This is a genomic window from Niveispirillum sp. KHB5.9, from assembly GCF_048066115.1.
Taxonomy (GTDB): domain Bacteria; phylum Pseudomonadota; class Alphaproteobacteria; order Azospirillales; family Azospirillaceae; genus Niveispirillum.
On record NZ_JBLTYX010000012.1, the window covers coordinates 107200 to 130425 of the forward strand.

The window sequence follows — 23226 nt, forward strand, 5'->3', positions numbered from 1 at the left end:
TCCATGGCCATGCGTTGGTACGTCGTCCACGTCTATTCGGGCTTCGAGAAGAAGGTCGCGCAGGCTGTTCGTGAGAAGGCCGCCCAGAAGGGTCTGGAAGAGCTGTTCGGCGACATCCTGGTCCCGACCGAAGAGGTCGTGGAGGTTCGCCGCGGCGCCAAGATCAATTCCGAGCGCAAGTTCTTCCCCGGCTATGTGCTGGTGAAGATGGAGCTGACGGATGACACCTGGCATCTGGTGAAGAATGCGCCGAAGGTGACCGGTTTCCTGGGCGGCGGCGGCAAGCCGCAGGCCATCTCGGAGACCGAGGCGCTGCGCATCATGAACCAGGTGCAGGAAGGCGTGGAGCGGCCCAAGCCCTCCATCACTTTCGAGGTGGGCGAGAATGTCCGGGTCACGGACGGTCCCTTCACGTCCTTCACCGGTCTGGTGGAAGAAGTGGACGAGGACAAGTCCCGCCTCAAGGTCGCGGTGTCGATCTTCGGCCGCGCCACCCCGGTGGAACTGGAATATACCCAGGTCGAAAAGATCTGACGAATTTCCGGCCGGTGGTCTCCATCGGCCGGTTACCCCGCGTGGGAGGCTTCAGCCCGCAAGTCCAAGGGCGGCCGCACCACGCAATCCCATGACGGAACGGCCCGGCCGTCCGTCAGATTATGAGGATCATCATGGCGAAGAAAATCGTCGGCTACATCAAGCTGCAGGTTCCGGCCGGCAAGGCCAACCCCAGCCCGCCCATCGGTCCGGCGCTGGGTCAGCGCGGTCTGAACATCATGGAGTTCGTCAAGCAGTTCAATGCGAAGACGGCCCAGCTGGAACAGGGCATGCCCATTCCGGTCGTGATCACCGCCTATGGTGACCGTACCTTCACCTTCGTGACCAAGACCCCGCCGGTGACCTACTTCCTGAAGAAGGCGTCGGGCATCACCAAGGGGTCGCCCACGGTCGGCAAGTCCGCCACCGTCGGCAAGGTGACCACCAGCCAGGTCCGCGCCATCGCCGAACAGAAGATGGTCGACCTGAACGCGAACGACGTGGAAGCCGCGATGAGCATGATCATCGGTTCCGCCCGTTCCATGGGCCTCGAAGTGGTGGAGGGCTGATCATGGCCATCGGTAAGCGTCTGAAGAAGGCCAACGGCAACGTTGACCGCGCCAAGTTCTACGCCCTGGGTGACGCTGTCACCACGGTGAAGACCAACGCCACCGCCAAGTTCGACGAGACGGTCGAGATCGCCCTGAACCTGGGCATCGATCCGCGTCACGCCGATCAGCAGGTCCGCGGCATGGTCGTGCTGCCGAACGGCACCGGCAAGACCGTCCGCGTCGCCGTGTTCGCCCGCGCCGGTGCCAAGGCCGATGAAGCCAAGGCCGCTGGTGCCGACATTGTCGGCGCCGACGATCTGGCTGAAGCCATCCTGGCCGGCAACATGGATTTCGACCGCTGCATCGCCACCCCGGACATGATGGGCGTGGTCGGCAAGCTGGGTAAGGTCCTGGGCCCCCGCGGCCTGATGCCGAACCCGAAGCTGGGTACCGTGACCCCGAACGTCGGTGAGGCCGTCAAGGCCGCCAAGGGCGGTTCGGTCGAGTTCCGCGCCGAGAAGACCGGTATCGTGCATGCCGGCGTCGGCAAGGCCAGCTTCACGGCCGAAGCCTTGGAAGAGAACGTCAAGGCGTTCGTTTCCGCGATCAACCGTGCCAAGCCCTCGGGCGCCAAGGGCACCTATATCGAGAAGGTCTCGCTGTCCTCCTCGATGGGTCCGGGCCTGAAGCTGGATGTGGCCACGCTGGTCGCCGCGCTGAACGCCTAAGTTCAGTGACAAGTTTCTCCCACGCGGCCTCGGCCGGGTGGGGGACTGGGTCTTCCCTCGGGAAGGCCCACCCTGTCCGAGACCGCCGCGCGCCGATGAAGGCTTCGCCCTTCTGACGCTTAATAGTCCAGCCGGCGCAGACAGGAGCAAAAGCATTGATTTGCCGGGACGGCCGTTCGCCGCCCTGGACATGATGGCTGAAGCTTCTGGGACAGGTAACCCCGATCCGGGCTGGTTCTTTTGAACCGGCCTGGATGTGTTGTAACCGGGCGGAATGGCCGTAGTGGTCATCCTGTCCCCATTGGAGGCGAACCGTGGATCGTTCACAAAAGGAAGCAACGATCGCGGCCCTTAATCTTGAGCTGCAGTCGGCAGCCCTCGTCGTCGTGACTAAGCAGTCCGGCATGACGGTGGCTGAAGTTACCGACCTGCGCCGCAAGATGCGGGCCGCGGGCGCGAGCTACAAAGTGACCAAGAACCGGCTCGCCGTCATCGCCCTCAAGGGCACGCAGTTCGAGAAGACCGAGGGCCTGTTCAAGGGCCCGACCGCGCTGGCTTGGTCCAAGGACCCGGTTTCGGCGGCCAAGGTTGCGGTCGACTACGCTAAGGCCAATGACAAGTTCAAGATCATTGGCGGCAGCATCGGTAACGTGTCGCTGGACGCCGCGGGCATCGACGCCCTGTCCAAGCTGCCGTCGCTGAGCGAACTCCGTGCGTCGCTGCTCGGTATGATCCAGACCCCGGCGACCCGTATCGCCGGTATTCTGCAAGCACCGGGTGGCCAAGTGGCCCGCGTTCTCGCGGCCTACGCCAAGAAGGACGAGGCGGCCTGAGCCGCATCTCTATCTATCCTTATATCTAGTGTATCTAGGAGACCATCATGTCCAAGCTCGAGAAGCTGGTTGAAGACCTGTCCGCCCTGACCGTCATCGAGGCGGCCGAACTGTCCAAGCTGCTGGAAGAGAAGTGGGGCGTTTCCGCCGCCGCTCCGGTGGCCGCTGCTGCTGCTCCGGCCGCTGCCGCTGCCGCTGCTCCGGTGGAAGAGCAGACCGAGTTCACTGTTGAGCTGGCCGATGCCGGCGCCAACAAGATCAACGTCATCAAGGAAGTCCGCGCCATCACCGGCCTGGGCCTGAAGGAAGCCAAGGACCTGGTCGAAGGCGCTCCGAAGGTCGTGAAGGAAGGCGCTACGAAGGACGAAGCCGCCAAGCTGAAGAAGCAGTTGGAAGACGCTGGCGCGAAGGTCAACGTCAAGTAAGTAGCGGCGGTGGCTTTCGTCACTGCATAAGAGGGCGCTGGACGGTGATCCCCCGAAAGGGGATCGCCGCCCGGCGTCGTCTGTCTTTTCTGAACCGGAACGTTCCGCTATTATGGCGGGCTTTTCCGGGACGGGACCATGGCGGTTCCGAAAAAGGCGGGGGAAACCCTGTCTTGGACGGGAAAAACCAAGGCAAATCCTGGCTTCCACCGGCAGCGGAAGCGGGAGGCGCCTGTGACAACGACGCGGACCGGCGCCGATCCTGACGGATTTGCGCCCGCGTCGATTCGTGTTTTGGGGCGGCGGGTAACAGGCCCGTGGTCCCAAGTTGGGCATTGACCAGAGCGCGCACTGCACCGGGCGAGTTCACGAGAGGCACTCTATGGCCAAGTCGTTCACGGGACGTAAGCGTATCCGCAAGAGCTTCGGGCGTATCCCCGAGGTGACCCGCATGCCGAACCTGATCGAGGTTCAGCGCAGTTCCTACGACCACTTCCTGCAAATGGACGTGGCGCCGGAGAAGCGGGCGGTCCTCGGTCTCCAGGAAGTCTTCAAGTCGGTATTCCCGATCAAGGACTTCTCCGAGCGCGCCGTGCTGGACTTCGTCCGGTACGAGCTTGAGCAGCCGAAATATGATGTCGAGGAATGCCAGCAGCGCGGTATGACCTTCGCCGCCCCGCTGAAGGTGACCCTGCGCCTCACCGTGTTCGACATTGATGAGGATACGGGCCTGCGCTCGATCCGCGACATCAAGGAGCAGGACGTCTACATGGGCGACATGCCCCTGATGACGGCCAATGGCACCTTCATCATCAATGGCACCGAGCGCGTGATCGTCAGCCAGATGCACCGCAGCCCCGGTGTGTTCTTCGACCATGACAAGGGCAAGACCCACAGCTCGGGCAAGTACCTGTTCGCCGCCCGCGTAATCCCCTATCGCGGCTCGTGGCTGGATTTCGAGTTCGATGCCAAGGACATTGTCTATGTCCGCATCGACCGCCGCCGCAAGCTGCCGGCCACCACGCTGCTCTACGCGCTGGACGGCCTGGACACGGAAGTCTCCCGCGCCGCCCGCAAGGCGTTGGGCAAGGACCTGCAGCCCTATGAGGCGCAGGGCATGACCAAGGAGGAAATCCTTGGTGCCTTCTATGCGACCGTGAACTACACCCGCGCCGGTGCGGGTTGGAAGACCGCGTTCGAGCCGGAGCGCCTGAAGGGCCAGAAGCTCGTCAACGACCTGATCGACGCCCGAACGGGCGAGGTCCTCGCCCAGCGCGAGACCAAGATGACCCCGCGCGTCCTGAAGCGCCTGGTCGACCAGGGCCTGACCGAGGTGTCGGCTTCCGTCGAGGAAATCGTCGGCCGTTACCTGGCCGTCGACATCATCGACGAGAAGACCGGCGAGGTCCTGTACGAGGCCGGTGACGAGATTTCGTCCGCTTCGCTCGACAAGCTGGAGAAGCAGGGTGTGCAGGATCTGCCGGTCCTGGCCATCGACCACCTGAATGTCGGCCCCTATATCCGCAATACCATGGCTGCCGACCGTAACGCATCCCGCGAGGATGCGCTGGTCGATATCTATCGCGTGATGCGTCCGGGCGAGCCGCCGACGCTGGAAAGTGCTGAAGCGCTGTTCCAGGGCCTGTTCTTCGACCAGGAACGCTACGACCTGTCGGCCGTGGGCCGCGTCAAGATGAACGCCCGTCTCAATTTCGAGACGGACGACCAGATGCGCGTGCTCCGCAAGGAAGACATCCTGAAGATCCTGAAGATCCTGGTGGAACTGAAGGATGGCCGCGGCGAGATCGACGATATCGACCATCTGGGCAATCGTCGCGTCCGCTCCGTGGGCGAGCTGATGGAGAACCAGTACCGCGTCGGCCTGCTGCGCATGGAGCGTGCGATCCGCGAGCGCATGAGCAGCGTCGAGATCGACACGGTCATGCCGCACGACCTGATCAACGCCAAGCCGGCCGCCGCCGCTGTGCGTGAGTTCTTCGGGTCCTCGCAGCTGTCGCAGTTCATGGACCAGACCAACCCGCTGTCCGAGATCACGCACAAGCGTCGTCTCTCGGCCCTGGGGCCGGGCGGTCTGACCCGCGAGCGCGCCGGCTTCGAAGTCCGCGACGTGCATCCGACCCATTATGGCCGTATCTGCCCGATTGAGACGCCGGAAGGCCCGAACATCGGTCTGATCAACAGCCTGGCGACCTATGCCCGCGTCAACCAGTACGGCTTCATCGAAAGCCCCTACCGCAAGGTGGTGGACCAGAAGGTGACGTCGGAGGTGGTGTACCTGTCGGCCATGGAAGAAGGCCGCTACATGGTGGCCCAGGCCAACGCGCCGCTTCAGACCGATGGCAAGTTCGCCGAGCTGCTGGTGTCCTGCCGCAAGGGCGGCGAATACCTGCTGGCCCGTCCGGACATGATCGACCTGATCGACGTGTCGCCCAAGCAGGTCGTGTCCGTCGCCGCGGCGTTGATCCCGTTCCTGGAGAACGACGACGCCAATCGCGCGCTCATGGGCTCGAACATGCAGCGTCAGGCCGTGCCGCTGATCAAGGCGGACAGCCCGCTGGTCGGTACCGGCATGGAAGCGACGGTTGCCCGTGATTCGGGCGTGACCATCGTTGCCCGTCGCGCCGGCATCGTCGACCAGGTGGACGCCACCCGTATCGTGGTCCGCGCGACCGAGGATACGGATCCGGCCGCCCCCGGTGTCGATATCTACAACCTGCTGAAGTTCCAGCGTTCCAACCAGAACACCTGCATCAACCAGAAGCCGCTGGTGAAGGTGGGCGATCGCGTGATCAAGGGCGATATCATCGCCGATGGTCCCTCGACCGATCTGGGCGAGCTGGCCCTGGGCCGCAACGTGCTGGTCGCGTTCATGCCCTGGAATGGCTACAACTTCGAAGACTCGATCCTGATTTCCGAGCGGATCGTGCGCGATGACGTCTTCACCTCGATCCATATCGAGGAGTTCGAGGTCATGGCCCGCGATACCAAGCTGGGCCAGGAGGAAATCACCCGCGATATTCCCAACGTGGGTGAAGAGGCTCTGAAGAACCTCGACGAGGCCGGCATCGTCTATATCGGCGCCGAAGTCCGTCCGGGCGACATCCTGGTCGGCAAGGTCACGCCGAAGGGCGAAAGCCCGATGACGCCGGAAGAGAAGCTGCTGCGCGCCATCTTCGGTGAAAAGGCGTCGGACGTGCGCGACACGTCCCTGCGCCTGCCGCCGGGCGTCGTCGGTACGGTCGTGGAAGTGCGCGTGTTCAGCCGTCGCGGCGTCGACAAGGACGAGCGCGCCCTGGCCATCGAACGGGCCGAGATCGAGAAGCTGGCCAAGGACCGCGACGACGAGAAGGGCATCCTGGAGCGCTCCTTCTACACCCGTCTGAAGGAACTGCTGGTCGGCCAGACCGTCGTGTCGGGTCCCAAGGGCCTGCGCGGTGGCGAGACGATCAATGCCGAGCTGCTGTCGGGCCTGACCCGCGGCCAGTGGCGCCACATCTCCGTCGCCGATGACGGGGTGATGGAGTTCATCGAGCAGACCGGCAAGGTGTTCGACGACAGCGTCCAGCGCCTGCAGGAGAAGTTCGAGAACAAGGTCGAGAAGCTGCAGCGCGGCGACGAGCTGCCGCCCGGCGTGATGAAGATGGTCAAGGTCTTCGTGGCTGTGAAGCGCAAGCTGCAGCCCGGTGACAAGATGGCCGGTCGTCACGGCAATAAGGGCGTCATCTCGCGCATCACCCCGATCGAAGACATGCCGTACCTGGAAGATGGCCGGAATGTCGACATCGTGCTGAACCCGCTGGGTGTGCCGTCGCGCATGAATGTCGGTCAGATCCTGGAGACCCACCTTGGTTGGGCCGCCGCGGGTCTGGGCCGTCAGATCGGCGAGATGCTGGACAAGATGCGGGCCAAGGCCACGGATGCGGCCATGAAGTCCAAGACCCTGGATGAGCTGCGGGCCCGTCTGAAGCACATCTATGGCGAGGACGTGTGGGGCAGCGACATTGCCGACATGGGCGATGCCGAGCTGATGGAACTGGCCAACAACCTGCGTCGCGGCATTCCCTTTGCCACGCCCGTCTTCGACGGTGCGCGCGAAGAGGATATCTGCCGCATGCTGGAAGATGCCGGTATCGACCGCTCGGGCCAGATGCAGCTGATCGACGGCCGCACCGGCGAGCCGTTCGACCGCCGCGTCACGGTCGGCTACATCTACATGCTGAAGCTGCACCACCTGGTCGATGACAAGATCCACGCCCGCTCCATCGGCCCGTACAGCCTGGTCACCCAGCAGCCGCTGGGCGGTAAGGCCCAGTTCGGTGGCCAGCGCTTCGGTGAAATGGAAGTGTGGGCGCTGGAAGCTTACGGCGCCGCCTACACGCTGCAGGAAATGCTGACGGTGAAGTCGGACGACGTGTCCGGCCGTACCAAGGTTTACGAGGCCATCGTCCGTGGCGACGACAACTTCGAAGCCGGCATTCCGGAAAGCTTCAATGTTCTGGTCAAGGAACTGCGTTCGCTTGGTCTGAATGTCGAGCTGAACGAGCGCGACTATTAAGGGCTGATCGGGTCGGCGCCCGGCGGGTCATCGCCCGCCGGGTGCCCTCATCGTTTGACGAAGCCATGACCCCCAGGGGAGACGGCATATGAATACCGAATTGATGAACATCTTCGGCACCCCGCAGGGGCCGCAGAGCTTCGACCAGATCCGCATCTCGATCGCCAGCCCGGAGCGCATCCGCTCCTGGTCGTTCGGCGAGATCAAGAAGCCCGAGACGATCAACTACCGGACCTTCAAGCCGGAGCGCGACGGCCTGTTCTGCGCCCGCATCTTCGGTCCGATCAAGGATTACGAGTGCTTGTGCGGCAAGTACAAGCGCATGAAGTATCGCGGCATCATCTGCGAAAAGTGCGGCGTGGAAGTGACCTTGTCCAAGGTCCGCCGCGAGCGCATGGGCCATATCGAACTGGCCTCGCCCGTTGCCCATATCTGGTTCCTGAAGTCGCTCCCCAGCCGTATCGGCCTGTTGCTGGACAACACGCTGAAGGACCTGGAGCGCATCCTCTATTTCGAGAACTATGTCGTCATCGAGCCCGGCCTGACCGAGCTGAAGCAGGGCCAGCTTCTGTCGGAAGACGAGCTGATCGACTTCCAGGACAAGTACGGCGAGGACACCTTCACCGCCAAGATCGGTGCCGAGGCCCTGAAGGACATGCTGTCCACGCTGGACCTGGTCACCGAGAAGGCGAACTGCCGTGACGACCTGCGCGAGACCTCGTCGGAGGCCAAGCGCAAGAAGCTCGTCAAGCGCCTGAAGATGCTGGAAGCCTTCCTGGGCAATCCGGTCGAGGTCGAGACGGTCGCCGATTACGAGCGGTTCGAAGGCTACAAGGAGCGCATCGAGCGCGCCGACGGCCCGACCATCTACAAGACCTATCCGGAAGCCACGCGCCCGGAATGGATGATCCTGGAAGTCGTTCCGGTCATTCCGCCCGAGCTGCGCCCGCTGGTCCCCCTGGATGGCGGCCGTTTCGCGACGTCGGATCTGAACGACCTGTATCGCCGCGTCATCAACCGCAACAACCGTCTGAAGCGGCTGATCGAGCTGAAGGCGCCGGACATCATCGTCCGTAACGAAAAGCGCATGCTGCAGGAGGCCGTCGACGCGTTGTTCGACAATGGCCGCCGCGGCCGCGTCATCACCGGTGCCAACAAGCGCCCCCTGAAGTCCATCAGCGACATGCTGAAGGGCAAGCAGGGCCGCTTCCGTCAGAACCTGCTGGGCAAGCGCGTCGATTATTCCGGCCGCTCGGTCATCGTGGTGGGTCCGGAGCTGAAGCTGCACCAGTGCGGCCTGCCGAAGAAGATGGCGCTTGAGCTGTTCAAGCCCTTCATCTACGCCAAGCTGGAACTGTACGGTCTGGCCAGCACCATCAAGGCCGCCAAGCGCATGGTGGAAAAGGAACGTCCCGAGGTCTGGGACATCCTGGAAGAGGTCATCCGCGAGCATCCCGTGATGCTGAACCGCGCGCCGACCCTGCACCGCCTCGGCATCCAGGCGTTCGAGCCGACCCTGATCGAAGGCAAGGCCATCCAGCTGCACCCGCTGGTCTGCACCGCCTTCAATGCCGATTTCGACGGCGACCAGATGGCCGTGCACGTCCCGCTGAGCCTTGAGGCCCAGCTGGAAGCGCGCGTCCTGATGATGTCGACGAACAACATCCTGTCGCCCGCCTCGGGTCGTCCCATCATCGTGCCGTCGCAGGATATCATCCTGGGTCTGTACTACATCACGATGGAACTGCCCGGTGCGGTGGGCGAGGGCATGGCCTTCGGCTCCATCGGCGAGATCGAACATGCGCTGGCGGCCAAGGCCGTGACGCTGCATTCCAAGGTCCAGGCCCGCTACCACACGGTGGACAGCGAAGGCAACCCGATCACCACCCGCGTGACGGCCACCCCCGGTCGCATGCTGCTGTCGGAGATCCTGCCCCGCCATCCGGCCATCAAGTTCGACCTGATCAACCGCCTTCTGACCAAGAAGGAAATCGGCAATATCATCGACGTCGTCTACCGCCATTGCGGTCAGAAGGAGACGGTGATTTTCGCCGACCGGATGATGCGTCTGGGCTTCACCAACGCGTTCAAGGCCGGCATCTCCTTCGGCAAGGATGACATGGTCATCCCGGCCGAGAAGGAGACGCTGATCAAGGAAGCCCAGGACCGCGTGAAGGAGTTCGAGCAGCAGTATCTGGACGGCCTGATCACCCAGGGCGAGAAGTACAACAAGGTCGTCGACGTCTGGTCGGAAACCACCGAAAAGGTCGCTGGCGCGATGATGAAGGTCATCGAGCAGCCGCGCCCGGGCTTCGGCGTGAATTCGGTCTACATGATGGCCCATTCCGGTGCGCGTGGTTCGCCCGCCCAGATCAAGCAGCTGGCCGGTATGCGCGGTCTGATGGCCAAGCCCTCGGGCGAGATCATCGAGACCCCGATCATCTCCAACTTCAAGGAAGGCCTGTCGGTTCTGGAGTATTTCAACTCCACCCACGGTGCCCGTAAGGGCCTGGCCGACACCGCCTTGAAGACGGCGAACTCCGGTTACCTCACCCGTCGTCTGGTGGACGTGGCGCAGGACGCCATCATCACCACGATCGATTGCGGTACGAAGAATGGCCTGACCGTGAAGGCGGTGATCGATGGCGGCGACGTCATTGTTCCCCTGTCCGAGCGTATCCTGGGCCGTACTTCGACCGTCGATCTGGTCAACCCGCTGACCGGCGAGATGATCCTGCCGGCCGGTGAGCTGATCACCGAACGGGAGATCGAGCTGGTCGACCGCGCCGGTATCGACACGGTGCATATCCGCTCCGTGCTGACCTGCGAGACGGAAGACGGCGTGTGCGCCCATTGCTACGGCCGCGATCTGGCCCGTGGCACGCGGGTGAACATGGGTGAGGCCGTGGGCGTCATCGCCGCCCAGTCGATCGGTGAGCCGGGCACGCAGCTGACGATGCGTACGTTCCACATCGGTGGCGCGGCGCAGCGTGGCGCGGAGCAAAGCTTCATCGAAGCGACGCTGGACGCCAAGGTGATCGTGCGCAACCGCAACCTCGTGCTGAACAGCGAGGGTGTGCCGGTAGTGATGGGTCGCAACTGCGAACTGGCACTGCTGGACGAGCAGGGCCGCGAGCGCGCCAAACACCGCGTGCCTTATGGTGCCAAGCTGAACAAGGCTCTGGCCGTCGATGGCGCGCCGATCAAGCGCGGCGACCGTCTGGCCGAATGGGACCCGTACACCCTGCCGATCCTGACGGAACGTGAGGGTACGGCCACCTATGTCGACCTGGTGGAGGGCATCTCGGTCCGCGAAGTCATGGACGAAGCCACCGGCATCTCGTCCAGGGTCGTGGTCGATTGGCGCCAGCAGCCGCGCGGTGCGGACCTGCGTCCGCGTGTCGCTCTGCTCGACGCCAATGGCGAGATCGTCAAGCTGCCGAACGGCACGGAAGCCCGCTACTTCATGAGCGTAGATGCCATCCTGTCGGTGGAGAATGGTGCGAAGGTCCAGGCCGGCGACGTGCTGGCCCGTATCCCGCGCGAAAGCTCCAAGACGCGTGACATCACCGGCGGTCTGCCGCGCGTGGCCGAGCTGTTCGAAGCCCGTCGCCCCAAGGATTTCGCGATCATCGCGGAACTGGAAGGCCGGGTCGAGTTCGGCAAGGACTACAAGACGAAGCGCCGCATCGTCGTGAAGAACGACGAGACGGGGGAAGAGCGCGAGTACCTAATCCCGAAGGGCAAGCACATTGCCGTTCAGGAGGGCGATTATGTCCAGAAGGGCGACAGCCTCATGGACGGTAGCCCGGTGCCGCACGACATCCTGTCGGTCATGGGCGTGGAAGCGCTGGCCAACTACCTGATCAATGAGATCCAGGACGTCTATCGTCTGCAGGGCGTGAAGATCAACGACAAGCACATTGAAGTGATCGTCCGCCAGATGCTGCAGAAGATCGAAGTCTCCGATCCGGGTGACACCACCCTGCTGATCGGTGATCAGGTCGACCGGTTCGAGTTCGATGCCGAGAACAAGGCCGTCCAGCAGCGCATCAAGGAAGGCGAAGTCGATCTGCGGTTCGCGCAGGGCAAGCCGGTGCTCCAGGGCATCACCAAGGCCAGCCTGCAGACCCGTTCCTTCATCTCCGCCGCGTCGTTCCAGGAAACGACCCGCGTTCTGACGGAAGCCGCCGTCCAGGGCAAGGTCGACAATCTGGAAGGCCTGAAGGAGAACGTGATCGTCGGTCGCCTGATCCCGGCCGGTACCGGTTCGGTCGTCAACCGTCTGAAGGCCATTGCCGCCGAGCGCGACCGCGCCCTGCAGCTGGGTGACGAGGACGAGGCGCCGGCCCTGCCGCCGGAAGCCGCCGAGTAAGGCGGCGTCCGACAATGGTGAGTAACGGGAGGGCCGCCCTGGCAACGGGGCGGCCCTTTTCGCATATCGGGGGTGGATATGGACCGGGACCGGGTGCTGCGGGATATCCTGCGCGTCAACCATGCGGGCGAGTATGGTGCGATCCGTATCTACCGGGCGCAGCTTGCCCTGTGTCGCGATCGGGAGGTCATGACCTTCATGTGCGAAGCCCTACAGGATGAAAAAAGGCATCTGCATACCTTCAGGGACCTGATGCGCCCCCATGCCGTCCGCCCCTGCGGTGCGCTGCCGCTTTGGGGCCTGGGGGGAAGCCTGCTGGGCGGGGTTACCGGCCTGGCAGGACGGCGTGCCGTCCTGCTCTGCACCGTCGCGGTGGAGCGCACCGTGCATACCCATCTCAAGGATCAATTGCGCTGGCTGGAGAATGGGCCGGAAGCGGCGGCTATTGCCGGGATCATGAAGGAGGAGCAGGAGCACGCGGACCATGCCTTCTCTCGCCTGGGCATTGTTACGCGGATGGATGATGTCTGGATGTGGCTGATCGCGGCTGCGACCGAAGCCTTGATCTGGATGTCCACTTACGGGGCGCTGACCCGCATGCGTCGGGCTCTGGGGCTGGCCGGCAATGTCTGATGACTGCCTTGCCCCTTGGCAACACCCCCTGCCGCCGCCTAAATAGGCCGGCATCGATCAGAGGCAGGGAGTGCAGGTGATGGCGGGAGTTCGGTTGGCGGGCAGGTGGGGTCTGGTCTTCGCCGCGCTGAGCGGGGCGGGTGCGGCCTCCATCGTCGGGTCGCTGCTGCGCGCCCTGCCGCAGGCCCATGTCATTGCCGCGGAAAACCCGATGCTGCTGGTCGCCGCCCCCGTGCCCATCGGCGCACTGGTGGCCGTTGCCCATATCTTCTGGCTGCGTGGCCTGCTGGCCAAGGCGTCAGCCACGCCCGCGCCGGCTCCCCAGACCCGTACCCTGGTGCCGCCGCCCGACGATGACGATACGGGCGGTACGGGCGGGACCAAGCCGCCGCGCTGGCGCCCCGTGATCCGCTGACGGGCCGGGCCGATGAACCGCACGCAGCTTTCCCTGGCACTGGACCGCATGGACCGGCTCTATCCCAACGTCCTTCAGCCCGATTACCGGGACGAGGTGCTGGGCGTGGGCCGGTCCTTCGCGCCCTTGTCACGCACGGCCAAGAAGCTGGCAGCCCTGCTGCACGCCCAACGCGGCCGCAAGCTGGAGCAGCTGGAGGAACCGGTGGTGGCGGAGGTCCGGCGCCTGCATGACGAGTTGCGGGAGGGTGCACAGCGCCTGCTGGCCGCCAAGGTCTGGATTGGGGACGAGTAATAATACCGTCGGTGATCGTTTATGATCACCGAGACATGGTTTAATTACCCGCCGAACAGCACGCTGTGCATCAGCCGGCCCGGCAGCAGGGTGAAGCCGCCCGTGACGACCAGCGCCAGGATGTAGAGCCGGATCATCGCCTTCCTGTGCCGGGCGATGTCGCCCTTGCGGGCCAGGCGGATCGATTGCCACAGCGCGATCAGGGTCAGGGCGGAGAGCAGATGGATGGGGCTGAACAGCCCGAACATCCGCACCTCGTGGATCCAAAAGGAGGAGAGGGCGACCAGGGCCATGCCCCCCACCCAGACATAGCCCAGGGTGCGGTGGCCGGGCGTGCCCTTGGGCATGGCCAGTTGCAGGCCGCCCAGAAGAATGGCGCTCAAGGCCAGAACCGCATGCAGCTGGATCAGTGGCGAGGCGCTTAGAAACAGATCAAGACCGTGCAATTGTGAACCCCTGTCCGATAAGACTTTTGCGATGGTTTTTCGCTTCTATCGGACAGAACCGGCCTGACAATCAATGGGCGGCATCACAGGTGTGGCACTTTGCCAGGGCTGGCAGTGCCCCCGGTCTCACAAGCTGAAATTCACCGCGATGGAGATGCGGGTGCCCTCGCCCGTATAGGGCGCCACATGGTGCAGCAGCCAGGACGGGAACAGCAGGATCAGCCCCGTTTCCGGCCAGACCCGTTCCCCCAGCCCGGCCGACAGGAAGCCGGGCGCGTCCACCTTCACCGATGGCGCATACATCAGCGGCAGGGGCCCACGCGGATCGCTGAATTCGATACAGCCGCCCAGGCCCGGCCGGCCGCCGATGCCGCCATCATCGACATAGATGCAGCCCGACCAGGCGGCACTGGGATGGCAATGGGGCAGGTTGCCATGGCCGTGGCGATTGACATTGGCCCAGGCATTGACCCGCCAGTCGGGGCGGCGCTTGTCCAGACGGTCATCGAGGACCAGGGTCGTGGCCTGATCCAGCATGCGGGTCAATCCCTCGATCAGGCTTTCGCCGGCAACACCTGTCCAGGCAGGCAGATCGTGCCCCGATTGCCAGCCGCCATCATTGCTGTGCCGGGTGCCATCGGGCATCTCCGCCTCCCGCGACAGGATGGCGTCGCGAAGGGCGGCGATCAGCGGTGATTGCGCGCCCAGGCTGGCGCGAATCAACGGGGTGGGGAAAAGGGACGTGATCTGCATGGGGCGGCGGCCGTGACGGAGAGATTGATCTCACACGTGCCAGAAGGCTTTCGCCTGCCGCGGGTGCGCTCTCCGGTAGCGGTCGATACCTCCTACCGGGCTTCGGGGACGAAGCCCGGTGGCGCATTGAGCGCCCGGCGCCTGAGGAACAATGTGGCCTCAGCGAACGACGCTGCCCCACATGTCGTACTCGTCCGCTTCCTCGATCTTCACCCGCACCATGTCGCCGGGCTTCACCTTGAATTCGTCATTCAGGTAGACGGCCCCGTCGATCTCCGGCGCATCGGCCCAGGAACGGCCGGTGGCCCCATCCTCGTCCACCTCGTCGATCAGCACATCCATCTCGCGACCGATCTTGGTGGCGAAACGGGCGGCGCTGATTTCCTGCTGGTGGGCCATCAGGCGGTTCCAGCGCTCCTCCTGCACCTCCGGCGGGACGGCGCCGGGGATCTCGTTGGCGGGCGCGCCATCCACGGGCTCGTACTTGAAGCAGCCCAGGCGGTCGATCTGCGCTTCGGTCAGCCAGTCCAGCAGATACTGGAAATCCTGCTCCGTCTCGCCGGGGAAACCGACGATGAAGGTGGAGCGGAGCGTCAGGTCCGGGCAGCCCTGGCGCCACATCTTGATCCGGTCCAGCACCTTATCCGTATTCGCCGGACGCTTCATGGCCTTCAGGACATTGGGGGCGGCATGCTGGAAGGGGATGTCCAGATAGGGCAGGATCTTGCCGTCCGCCATCAGCCCGATCACCTCATCCACATGCGGATAGGGATAGACATAATGCAGGCGGATCCAGGCGCCCAAGTCGCCCAGCTCGCGTGCCAGATCGATGAACTTGGCACGGACCTGACGGCCCTTCCACTTGCTTTCGGCGTAGCGCGTGTCCATGCCATAGGCGGACGTATCCTGGCTGACCACCAGGATCTCCTTCACCCCGGCCTTCACCAGCGCCTCGGCCTCGGCCAGCACCATGTTGGCGGGGCGGGAGACCAGGTCGCCGCGGATGGACGGGATGATGCAGAAGGTGCAGCGGTTGTTGCAGCCCTCGGAAATCTTCAGATAGGCGTAATGGCGCGGGGTCAGGCGCAGGCCCTGGGGGGGCACCACATCCAGGTAGGGATCATGGCGCGGCGGCACCACCTCGTGCACGGCGCTGACCACCTGCTCGTACTGGTGGGGTCCGGTGACGGCCAGGACATTGGGATGGTTCTGCCGGATCAGGCTCTCCTCCTTGCCCAGGCAGCCGGTGACGATGACCTTGCCATTCTCCTTGATGGCCTCGCCGATGGCCTCCAGGCTTTCGGCTTTGGCGCTGTCCAGGAAGCCGCAGGTATTGACCAGCACCACGTCGGCCCCGTCATAGGAACCGGAGATCTCATACCCTTCCGACCTGAGCTTGGTCAGGATGCGTTCGCTGTCCACCAGCGCCTTGGGGCAACCGAGGGAGACGATGCCGACCTTGGGCGCGGCGGCGGGGGTATGGGCAAGCTTGGTCATGACGGGGGTCCTTGAAAACAAGCGGCCTATATAAGGCCGGACGGGTTTTCAGGCCAGTCCCGGCCAGAGCATGGCGGGGCAGCGATATGACGCGTCCGGCGCGAGGATAGCGGTTGGCCAGGGGCGGGACCTTGCCCATATGACCGTCAGGATATGACGCGATGGAGCGACAGATGCCCGGATCGACGCCGCCCATACCTTATATGAAGCCCGACCAGTTCATGGCGTGGGAACCGGGTGACGACCGGTTCTATGAATTGCTGGACGGCCAGGCCACGGTGCGCCCCTTCAACAGTTCCGCCCACGGCATCATCGCCGTCAATCTCTGCACGGCATTCCAGGGTGTACGTCATCTTGTGGAGATGCGGGGCGTGATGGAGGCGAGGGGGCCTCTGCCCATTCCCGGCCGCGACTCCGTGCGCTTTCCCGACCTGATGATCCGTACCGGTATCGTGAACAAGGGCGATGCCGGCTCGCCCGCCGTGGCGATCGAGGTGCTGTCGGCGGAGGATGGTGCCGACGCCATGGCGGCCAGGCGCCAGGATTATGCGCTTTGCGGAGTGGAGCAGGTGATCGAGGTCAGCCAGGAGCGGGCCTGTGTCTGGATCTACCGGGTCGATGGGCCGGATCAATGGCGGGCACGGGTGGTTGCCGGCCTGGATGCCCAGTTCATCCTGGAGGGTTTCGGGCTGACGGTCCGGCTGGCCGACATTTATGAGAATGTGCTGGACGGCAACATCATGGACGCGCCGGCCGATGCCTGAGGAGCAGTTGGCGATGCCGGTGATTCGGGCTAACATCTTCCTGCATTCCTGAACGGGGTTCTGCGAACCATGGCTATGGCTGCCCGCACGACCGATCTGCCCCGCATGAGCATCGACGAGTTCCTGGCCTGGGATTCGGGTGACGATCTGCGCTATGAACTGGTCGGGGGGTGGCCGGTGGCGCAATCGGCCCCATCCAAGAGCCATGGCCAGGTCGGCATCAGTCTGGGCAGCGCCATCAAGAACAGGCTGCGTGCTGCCGACCGTCCCTGCATGCCGGAAAGTGGAAGTGTCCTGCGCATTGATAAGCGATGGACGGTCCGTGCCCCGGATATCCTGGTCCGTTGCGGCTCCAGCCGCCGATCAGCGGATACCCCGATCCTGGCGGTGGAAGTGCTTTCCCCCAGCAATTCCGCCGGTGAGATGGCGCGCAAGCGTGACGATTATGCCTCCGCCGGGATCGTCCAGGTGCTGGAGGTGGAGCAGGCGTCGGCGGAAGCGTGGCTCTATCGGCGGGAGGGCGACCGCTGGGTGCTTGAGACGATCCGCGGCCTGGACGCCATGATCGAGTTGGAGAGCATCGGCATCTCCATCCCCATGGCGGAGATTTATGAAGATGTGGAACTGATCCCCGAACGCGATGGCCGCCCCCCCGTCCCCTGACCCCAGCCCTGCGGAGTCCTGGGGGCCAGGATGCGTGGCAAACGTGGCGGAAGGCTTAGGGTCGCGCTTGACGGCTCGAAGACTCATCCATATAGTCCGCCAACCTATTTCGGGGGGGCAGGCTGTAGCCCGCCCTCGTGGCGTCTAGACGCTGTCCCCACTGTTGGCACCAAGCGCTTACCCATCAGGGACGTTGGCCAGCCTTAAGGAACCTCCCCGGAAAAGTCGATAGCCGCACCCGAGTCCTTGTTCGGACGGCGCATGAGATTCTCCCGCACGGAGCCTCCGGCTACGTATGCGGGCGTTTTTCGTCCGTTGTCCTAAGGCTTGGTGGTGCGACAGGTTTGGAATGACATCCCCTGCCTTGGCGGGGATATAGAAAAGGCGAAGGGCGTTCATGCCGACGATCAGTCAGTTGATCCGCAAGCCGCGGGCTCCGTTGGTGGCCCGGGACAAGGTGCCGGCCCTGCAGGAATGCCCGCAGAAGCGTGGCGTCTGCACCCGTGTCTACACCACCACCCCGAAGAAGCCGAACTCGGCGCTTCGTAAGGTCGCCCGCGTGCGCCTGACGAACGGCTACGAGGTCATCAGCTACATCCCCGGTGAGGGTCACAACCTTCAGGAACACTCGGTCGTCATGATCCGTGGTGGCCGCGTGAAGGATCTTCCCGGTGTGCGTTACCACATCATCCGCGGCACGCTCGATACGCAGGGCGTGAAGAATCGGAAGCAGCGCCGGTCGAAGTACGGCGCCAAGCGTCCGAAGTAAGGAGAGCGAGCAATGTCCCGTCGTCGTAAAGCCGACAAGCGCGAAGTTCTGCCCGATGCCAAGTTCGGCGATATCGTGCTGACGAAGTTCATGAACTGCCTGATGTACGACGGCAAGAAGTCGGTGGCGGAGTCCATCGTCTACGGTGCCCTCGATCGCATCGAGGTGAAGGCCAAGCAGGACCCGCTGCAGCTCTTCCATGACGCCCTGAACAACGTGCGCCCCTACCTGGAAGTCCGTTCCCGCCGCGTCGGCGGTGCGACCTACCAGGTGCCGGTGGAAGTGCGTTCCGACCGTGCGCAGGCCCTGGCGATCCGCTGGATCATCGGTGCCGCCCGCAACCGTTCGGAAAACACCATGACCGAGCGTCTGTCGGGTGAGCTTCTGGATGCCGCGCAGCAGCGCGGTACGGCCGTGAAGAAGCGTGAAGACACGCATCGCATGGCCGAAGCCAACAAGGCCTTCTCACACTACCGCTGGTAAGGTCGAAAGCCCCGATCCATGGCCCGGTCCCATCCCATCCACTCCTATCGGAATATCGGCATTGCCGCGCATATCGATGCCGGCAAGACGACGACGACGGAGCGGATCCTGTTTTACACAGGCAAGTCCTATCGCATCGGCGAGGTCGACAACGGCACCGCCACGATGGACTGGATGGAGCAGGAGCAAGAGCGGGGCATCACCATCACCTCGGCGGCGACGACCTGCTTCTGGAAGGATCACCGCATCAACATCATCGACACGCCCGGGCATGTCGACTTCACCATTGAGGTCGAGCGTTCCCTGCGGGTCCTGGATGGTGCGGTGGCCCTGTTCGATGCGGTGTCGGGCGTGGAGCCGCAGTCAGAGACGGTGTGGCGGCAGGCGGACAAGTACCGCGTGCCGCGCATCTGCTTCGTGAACAAGATGGACCGCGTCGGCGCGGACCTCCTGGGCACGGTGGCGATGATCCGGGAGCGGCTGGGTGCGAACCCTGTACTGCTGCAGCTGCCGTTGGGTGCGGAGGCGGGGTTCAAGGGTGTCATCGACCTGATCGCCATGAAGGCGGTCATCTGGGCCGATGACATGCTGGGCGCCCGCTTCGATGTGGTGGACGTACCGGCCGATCTGCTGGACGAGGCGAAGCGCTGGCGCGCCAAGCTGGTCGAGCAGGCGGTGGAGATGGAAGAGGCGGCGACCGATGCCTTCCTGTCCGGTGTCGAGCCGGATGAGAAGGAGCTGCGCCGCCTGATCCGCAAGGGCACCGTCGGGCTGGCGCTCGTGCCGGTGCTGTGCGGGTCGGCCTTCAAGAACAAGGGCGTGCAGCCCATGCTGGATGCCGTCGTCGATTATCTGCCGTCCCCGGCCGATAAGGGCGACATCCAGGGTGTGACGCCGTCGGGCGAAGCGGTCACCCGCTCCGTTACCGACGAGGCGCCCTTCGCGGCGCTGGCGTTCAAGGTGATGAATGATCCGTTCGCGGGGTCCCTGACCTTCGCCCGTATCTATTCCGGCTCGTTGCGTCAGGACGCCCATATGGGCAATCCCGGCAAGAAGCTGGAGGAGAAGGCCGGTCGCATGCTGCTGATGCATGCGAACAGCCGGGAGGAGATCGGGGAGGCCTTCGCGGGCGACATCGTCGCGTTCGCCTCGCTGGAGGGGACGACGACAGGGGACACGCTGTGTGATCCGGCCCATCCGATCCTGCTGGAGCGGATGGAATTCCCGGAACCGGTGATCGAGGTGGTGGTCGAGCCGCATACGCAGGCCGACCATGACCGGATGGCGGTGGCGCTTGGCCGTCTGGCGGCTGAGGACCCTTCCTTCCGGATCGGCCGCGATCCCGAATCCGGGCAGGTGATCCTGCGGGGCATGGGTGAGCTCCATCTGGAGATCATCGTGGACCGCATGCGCCGGGAATTCCGGGTGGAGGCGTCGGTGGGCAAGCCCAAGGTGGCTTACCGCGAGACTGTCACCGGCCGGGGTGAAGTGGATCACCATTATAAGCACCGGATCGGTGCCGTTGGTCACTTTGCCCGCGTCGTGCTGGCGGTGGGGCCCACGGAAGCGGGCCGGGGGCTGGTGTTCGTGAACAAGGTGACGGCGGAAACGCTGTCCAAGGAATTCGTCACGGGTGTGCAGAAGGGGCTTGAGGCCTCCAGAACCTCGGGCATCGTCGCCGGATATCCGGTCGATGTCCGGGTCGAGCTGGTCGATGGCGCCTTCCACGATGTGGACAGTTCCGCGCAGGCGTTTGAAATCGCGGCGCGGGCGGCATTGCGGGAAGGGCTGGCCAAGGCTCGCCCCGTCCTGCTGGAGCCTGTGATGAAGGTCGAGGTGGTGACCCCGGATGACTATCTGGGCGATGTCATCGGCGACCTGAACAGCCGTCGGGGGCATATTCTCGGCTTGGATCGGCGGGGCAATGCCCAGGTGATCGATGCCAGGGTGCCACTGGCGACCATGTTCGGTTACGTGAATACGCTCCGGTCCATCAGTCAGGGCCGGGCACAGTACTCGATGCAATTTGACCGTTATGAACAGGCGCCGCACGCCATCGCTGACGAGATTCGCAGCAAGGTGGCCTGAACTGGTCGTCAACCGATTGAAATGAGGACGGAACATCATGGCTAAGGCTAAGTTTGAGCGGACGAAGCCGCACTGCAACATCGGCACCATCGGTCACGTTGACCATGGCAAGACGTCGCTGACGGCCGCCATCACGAAGGTGCTGGCGGAAAAGGGCGGCGCGACCTTCACGGCCTACGACCAGATCGACAAGGCGCCGGAAGAGAAGGCCCGCGGTATCACGATCTCGACCGCTCACGTCGAGTACGAGACCGACAACCGCCACTATGCCCACGTCGACTGCCCCGGCCACGCCGATTATGTGAAGAACATGATCACGGGTGCCGCGCAGATGGACGGCGCGATCCTGGTGTGCTCGGCCGCCGACGGCCCGATGCCGCAGACGCGCGAGCACATCCTGCTGGCCCGTCAGGTCGGCGTGCCGGCCCTGGTGGTGTTCCTGAACAAGATGGACCTGGCCGATCCGGACCTGGTGGAGCTGGTGGAGCTGGAGTTGCGCGAGCTGCTGACCAGCTATGGCTTCCCCGGCGACGACATTCCGATCGTCCCCGGCTCCGCCGTTTGCGCCCTGAACGACACGCAGCCGAACATCGGCCGCGAAGCCGTTCTGAAGCTGATGGCCGAGGTCGACCGCTACATCCCGCAGCCCGACCGTCCGGTGGACAAGCCGTTCCTGATGCCGATCGAAGACGTGTTCTCGATCTCGGGCCGTGGCACCGTGGTGACGGGCCGCGTCGAGAAGGGCATCGTCAAGGTCGGTGAGGAAGTCGAGATCGTCGGCCTGAAGGCCACGGTGAAGACGACCGTCACGGGCGTTGAAATGTTCCGCAAGCTGCTGGACCAGGGCCAGGCCGGCGACAACATTGGCGCGCTGCTGCGCGGCACGAAGCGTGAGGACGTCGAGCGCGGCCAGGTTCTGGCCAAGCCGGGCTCGATCAACCCGCACACGGACTTCGAGGCCGAGACCTACATCCTGACCAAGGAAGAGGGCGGCCGTCACACCCCGTTCTTCGCCAACTACCGTCCGCAGTTCTACTTCCGCACGACGGACGTGACCGGCTCGGTGACCCTGCCGGAAGGCACGGAGATGGTGATGCCGGGCGACAATATCCGCTTCGCCGTCAAGCTGATCGCCCCGATCGCCATGGATGAAGGCCTGCGCTTCGCCATCCGCGAAGGCGGCCGCACCGTCGGCGCCGGCGTCGTGTCGAAGATCGTCAAGTAAAACGCATCACAGCAATGTGGTGGGGCCGGCCCGAATCCGCTTGGGGCCGGCCCGTTCTTTGGGTATAAACCCTGCTCTTTTTGGGGTCTAGGTCATGGACAATCAGAATATCCGGATCCGCCTTAAGGCGTTTGATCATCGCGTGCTCGACCAGAGCACCAGCGAGATCGTCAACACCGCTAAGCGGACCGGTGCACGCGTCCGCGGTCCGATTCCGCTGCCCACGCAGCTGGAAAAGTTCACCGTCAACCGCAGCCCGCACATCGACAAGAAGTCGCGCGAGCAGTTCGAGATTCGCACCCACAAGCGCCTGCTGGACATCGTCGACCCGACGCCGCAGACGGTTGATGCGCTGATGAAGCTCGACCTGGCAGCCGGCGTCGACGTCGAAATCAAGCTGTAATCAGGTTTGGTCGAGTACGGGACCTCTCCCATCTGAGGATGTCCCGATTTATGGAGAAAAACAGATGCGATCCGGATTGATCGCGCAGAAGGTCGGCATGACCCGCGTCTTCACAGACGAGGGTGAGAGCGTGCCGGTGACTGTGCTGAAGCTGGACCAGGTCCAGGTCGTCGCCCACAAGACGGAAGAGAAGGACGGCTACACGGCCCTCCAGCTCGGTGCCGTCAAGGCCAAGGTGAAGAACGTCGCCAAGGCCCAGCGTGAGGTGTTCGCCAAGGCCAAGGTCGAGCCGAAGAAGAAGCTCGTCGAATTCCGCGTCGCCCCCGCCAACCTGATCGAGGTTGGTTCGGAGCTGACCGCGGATCATTTCGTTGCCGGCCAGTTCGTGGACGTGCAGGGCACGACCCTGGGTAAGGGTTTTGCCGGCGGCATGAAGCGCTGGAACTTCGGCGGTCTGCGTGCGACCCACGGCGTGTCCGTGTCGCACCGCTCCATCGGTTCGACCGGTGGCCGTCAGGATCCGGGCAAGACCTTCAAGAACAAGAAGATGCCTGGCCATATGGGTTCCGAGACCGTCACGGTCCAGAACCTGAAGGTGGTGTCGGTCGACGTCGAGCGCGGTCTGATCCTGGTCAAGGGCGCCGTCCCGGGCCATGAGGGCGCCTATGTCCTCGTCAAGGACGCCGTCAAGAAGAAGCTGCCCGAGGGCGTGCCGTTCCCCGGCGCCTTCCGTGCGCCGGCCGCTGAAGCTGTTGCGGCGGAGGGCTGATA

Annotated in this window: 21 protein-coding genes; 18 read left to right on the forward strand and 3 right to left on the reverse strand. The window is 63.9% G+C overall.

Annotated features, from left to right (window positions below; all coding sequences use genetic code 11):
- The first annotated feature begins 3 nt into the window (after positions 1–3).
- The 10 genes from nusG (at position 4) to ACM9HJ_RS19270 (ending at position 13364) form a co-directional block, all read left to right on the forward strand.
- Positions 4–534, forward strand: coding sequence for a transcription termination/antitermination protein NusG (nusG, locus tag ACM9HJ_RS19225; protein WP_054169727.1), 531 nt, complete (start codon positions 4–6; stop codon positions 532–534).
- A 134-nt stretch (positions 535–668) separates the two neighbouring features.
- A complete protein-coding gene (rplK, locus tag ACM9HJ_RS19230) occupies positions 669–1103 on the forward strand; it encodes a 50S ribosomal protein L11 (RefSeq protein WP_416573375.1) in 435 nt (144 codons plus the stop codon).
- Positions 1103–1813, forward strand: a complete 711-nt coding sequence (gene rplA, locus ACM9HJ_RS19235) for a 50S ribosomal protein L1 (RefSeq protein WP_416573464.1) — start codon at positions 1103–1105, stop codon at positions 1811–1813. Before rplK ends, rplA begins: the two co-directional genes overlap by 1 nt.
- A 314-nt stretch (positions 1814–2127) precedes the next feature.
- A complete protein-coding gene (gene rplJ, locus ACM9HJ_RS19240; RefSeq protein WP_416573376.1) occupies positions 2128–2646 on the forward strand; it encodes a 50S ribosomal protein L10 in 519 nt (172 codons plus the stop codon).
- 47 nt (positions 2647–2693) lie between these two features.
- A complete protein-coding gene (gene rplL / locus ACM9HJ_RS19245; protein WP_416573377.1) occupies positions 2694–3071 on the forward strand; it encodes a 50S ribosomal protein L7/L12 in 378 nt (125 codons plus the stop codon).
- 382 nt (positions 3072–3453) lie between these two features.
- Positions 3454–7647, forward strand: coding sequence for a DNA-directed RNA polymerase subunit beta (gene rpoB, locus ACM9HJ_RS19250; protein WP_416573378.1), 4194 nt, complete (start codon positions 3454–3456; stop codon positions 7645–7647).
- Between the two features lie 88 nt (positions 7648–7735).
- Positions 7736–12022, forward strand: coding sequence for a DNA-directed RNA polymerase subunit beta' (rpoC, locus tag ACM9HJ_RS19255; protein WP_416573379.1), 4287 nt, complete (start codon positions 7736–7738; stop codon positions 12020–12022).
- A gap of 78 nt (positions 12023–12100) precedes the next feature.
- Positions 12101–12655 carry a demethoxyubiquinone hydroxylase family protein gene (locus tag ACM9HJ_RS19260; protein ID WP_416573380.1) on the forward strand — a complete coding sequence of 185 codons (555 nt, stop codon included), beginning with the start codon at positions 12101–12103 and terminating at the stop codon, positions 12653–12655.
- A 79-nt stretch (positions 12656–12734) separates the two neighbouring features.
- Positions 12735–13070 carry a hypothetical protein gene (locus tag ACM9HJ_RS19265; RefSeq protein WP_416573381.1) on the forward strand — a complete coding sequence of 112 codons (336 nt, stop codon included), beginning with the start codon at positions 12735–12737 and terminating at the stop codon, positions 13068–13070.
- 12 nt (positions 13071–13082) lie between these two features.
- Entirely contained in the window at positions 13083–13364 is a 282-nt protein-coding gene (locus tag ACM9HJ_RS19270; RefSeq protein WP_416573382.1) for a hypothetical protein, read from the forward strand.
- A 44-nt stretch (positions 13365–13408) separates the two neighbouring features.
- Here the strand turns inward: ACM9HJ_RS19270 and ACM9HJ_RS19275 are convergent, their stop codons facing one another.
- The 3 genes from ACM9HJ_RS19275 to rimO form a co-directional block, all read right to left on the reverse strand.
- On the reverse strand, positions 13409–13810 hold the full coding sequence (locus tag ACM9HJ_RS19275; RefSeq protein ID WP_416573383.1) for a DUF2306 domain-containing protein: 402 nt from the start codon (positions 13808–13810) through the stop codon (positions 13409–13411).
- A 126-nt stretch (positions 13811–13936) separates the two neighbouring features.
- Positions 13937–14563 carry a TIGR02466 family protein gene (locus ACM9HJ_RS19280; RefSeq protein WP_416573384.1) on the reverse strand — a complete coding sequence of 209 codons (627 nt, stop codon included), beginning with the start codon at positions 14561–14563 and terminating at the stop codon, positions 13937–13939.
- Positions 14564–14722: 159 nt separating this feature from the next.
- Positions 14723–16060, reverse strand: coding sequence for a 30S ribosomal protein S12 methylthiotransferase RimO (gene rimO, locus ACM9HJ_RS19285; protein ID WP_416573385.1), 1338 nt, complete (start codon positions 16058–16060; stop codon positions 14723–14725).
- 161 nt (positions 16061–16221) lie between these two features.
- Here rimO and ACM9HJ_RS19290 point away from each other — a divergent pair, with 161 nt between their 5' ends.
- The 8 genes from ACM9HJ_RS19290 to rplC all read left to right on the forward strand — a co-directional run bounded on the left by ACM9HJ_RS19290 (position 16222) and on the right by rplC (position 23224).
- Complete coding sequence (locus ACM9HJ_RS19290) at positions 16222–16824, forward strand: Uma2 family endonuclease (protein WP_416573386.1); 603 nt, start codon at positions 16222–16224, stop codon at positions 16822–16824.
- A 69-nt stretch (positions 16825–16893) separates the two neighbouring features.
- Positions 16894–17487, forward strand: a complete 594-nt coding sequence (locus ACM9HJ_RS19295; RefSeq protein WP_416573387.1) for a Uma2 family endonuclease — start codon at positions 16894–16896, stop codon at positions 17485–17487.
- Positions 17488–17884: 397 nt separating this feature from the next.
- Positions 17885–18256 (forward strand): 30S ribosomal protein S12, encoded by a 372-nt coding sequence (gene rpsL, locus ACM9HJ_RS19300; RefSeq protein WP_054169737.1) that lies wholly within the window; start codon positions 17885–17887, stop codon positions 18254–18256.
- Positions 18257–18268: 12 nt separating this feature from the next.
- Positions 18269–18739, forward strand: a complete 471-nt coding sequence (gene rpsG / locus ACM9HJ_RS19305; protein ID WP_416573388.1) for a 30S ribosomal protein S7 — start codon at positions 18269–18271, stop codon at positions 18737–18739.
- 18 nt (positions 18740–18757) lie between these two features.
- On the forward strand, positions 18758–20827 hold the full coding sequence (fusA, locus tag ACM9HJ_RS19310) for an elongation factor G (protein ID WP_416573389.1): 2070 nt from the start codon (positions 18758–18760) through the stop codon (positions 20825–20827).
- A gap of 37 nt (positions 20828–20864) precedes the next feature.
- Positions 20865–22052: an elongation factor Tu gene (gene tuf, locus ACM9HJ_RS19315; protein ID WP_416573390.1), complete on the forward strand. Its 1188-nt coding sequence runs from the start codon at positions 20865–20867 to the stop codon at positions 22050–22052.
- A gap of 94 nt (positions 22053–22146) precedes the next feature.
- Positions 22147–22455 (forward strand): 30S ribosomal protein S10, encoded by a 309-nt coding sequence (rpsJ, locus tag ACM9HJ_RS19320; protein ID WP_029013602.1) that lies wholly within the window; start codon positions 22147–22149, stop codon positions 22453–22455.
- A gap of 64 nt (positions 22456–22519) precedes the next feature.
- Positions 22520–23224 (forward strand): 50S ribosomal protein L3, encoded by a 705-nt coding sequence (rplC, locus tag ACM9HJ_RS19325; RefSeq protein ID WP_416573391.1) that lies wholly within the window; start codon positions 22520–22522, stop codon positions 23222–23224.
- The last annotated feature ends 2 nt before the right edge of the window (positions 23225–23226 follow it).

What these genes read in the sequence shown, in the direction of transcription:
- nusG (WP_054169727.1), top strand. Translation starts at nt 4, where the DNA reads ATGGCCATGCGTTGGTACGTCGTCCACGTCTATTCGGGCTTCGAGAAG.
- rplK (WP_416573375.1), top strand. Translation starts at nt 669, where the DNA reads ATGGCGAAGAAAATCGTCGGCTACATCAAGCTGCAGGTTCCGGCCGGC.
- rplL (WP_416573377.1), top strand. Translation starts at nt 2,694, where the DNA reads ATGTCCAAGCTCGAGAAGCTGGTTGAAGACCTGTCCGCCCTGACCGTC.
- rpoB (WP_416573378.1), top strand. Translation starts at nt 3,454, where the DNA reads ATGGCCAAGTCGTTCACGGGACGTAAGCGTATCCGCAAGAGCTTCGGG.
- rpoC (WP_416573379.1), top strand. Translation starts at nt 7,736, where the DNA reads ATGAATACCGAATTGATGAACATCTTCGGCACCCCGCAGGGGCCGCAG.
- ACM9HJ_RS19260 (WP_416573380.1), top strand. Translation starts at nt 12,101, where the DNA reads ATGGACCGGGACCGGGTGCTGCGGGATATCCTGCGCGTCAACCATGCG.
- ACM9HJ_RS19265 (WP_416573381.1), top strand. Translation starts at nt 12,735, where the DNA reads ATGGCGGGAGTTCGGTTGGCGGGCAGGTGGGGTCTGGTCTTCGCCGCG.
- ACM9HJ_RS19270 (WP_416573382.1), top strand. Translation starts at nt 13,083, where the DNA reads ATGAACCGCACGCAGCTTTCCCTGGCACTGGACCGCATGGACCGGCTC.
- ACM9HJ_RS19280 (WP_416573384.1), bottom strand. Translation starts at nt 14,563, where the DNA reads ATGCAGATCACGTCCCTTTTCCCCACCCCGTTGATTCGCGCCAGCCTG.
- rimO (WP_416573385.1), bottom strand. Translation starts at nt 16,060, where the DNA reads ATGACCAAGCTTGCCCATACCCCCGCCGCCGCGCCCAAGGTCGGCATC.
- ACM9HJ_RS19290 (WP_416573386.1), top strand. Translation starts at nt 16,222, where the DNA reads ATGGAGCGACAGATGCCCGGATCGACGCCGCCCATACCTTATATGAAG.
- ACM9HJ_RS19295 (WP_416573387.1), top strand. Translation starts at nt 16,894, where the DNA reads ATGGCTATGGCTGCCCGCACGACCGATCTGCCCCGCATGAGCATCGAC.
- rpsL (WP_054169737.1), top strand. Translation starts at nt 17,885, where the DNA reads ATGCCGACGATCAGTCAGTTGATCCGCAAGCCGCGGGCTCCGTTGGTG.
- rpsG (WP_416573388.1), top strand. Translation starts at nt 18,269, where the DNA reads ATGTCCCGTCGTCGTAAAGCCGACAAGCGCGAAGTTCTGCCCGATGCC.
- fusA (WP_416573389.1), top strand. Translation starts at nt 18,758, where the DNA reads ATGGCCCGGTCCCATCCCATCCACTCCTATCGGAATATCGGCATTGCC.
- tuf (WP_416573390.1), top strand. Translation starts at nt 20,865, where the DNA reads ATGGCTAAGGCTAAGTTTGAGCGGACGAAGCCGCACTGCAACATCGGC.
- rpsJ (WP_029013602.1), top strand. Translation starts at nt 22,147, where the DNA reads ATGGACAATCAGAATATCCGGATCCGCCTTAAGGCGTTTGATCATCGC.
- rplC (WP_416573391.1), top strand. Translation starts at nt 22,520, where the DNA reads ATGCGATCCGGATTGATCGCGCAGAAGGTCGGCATGACCCGCGTCTTC.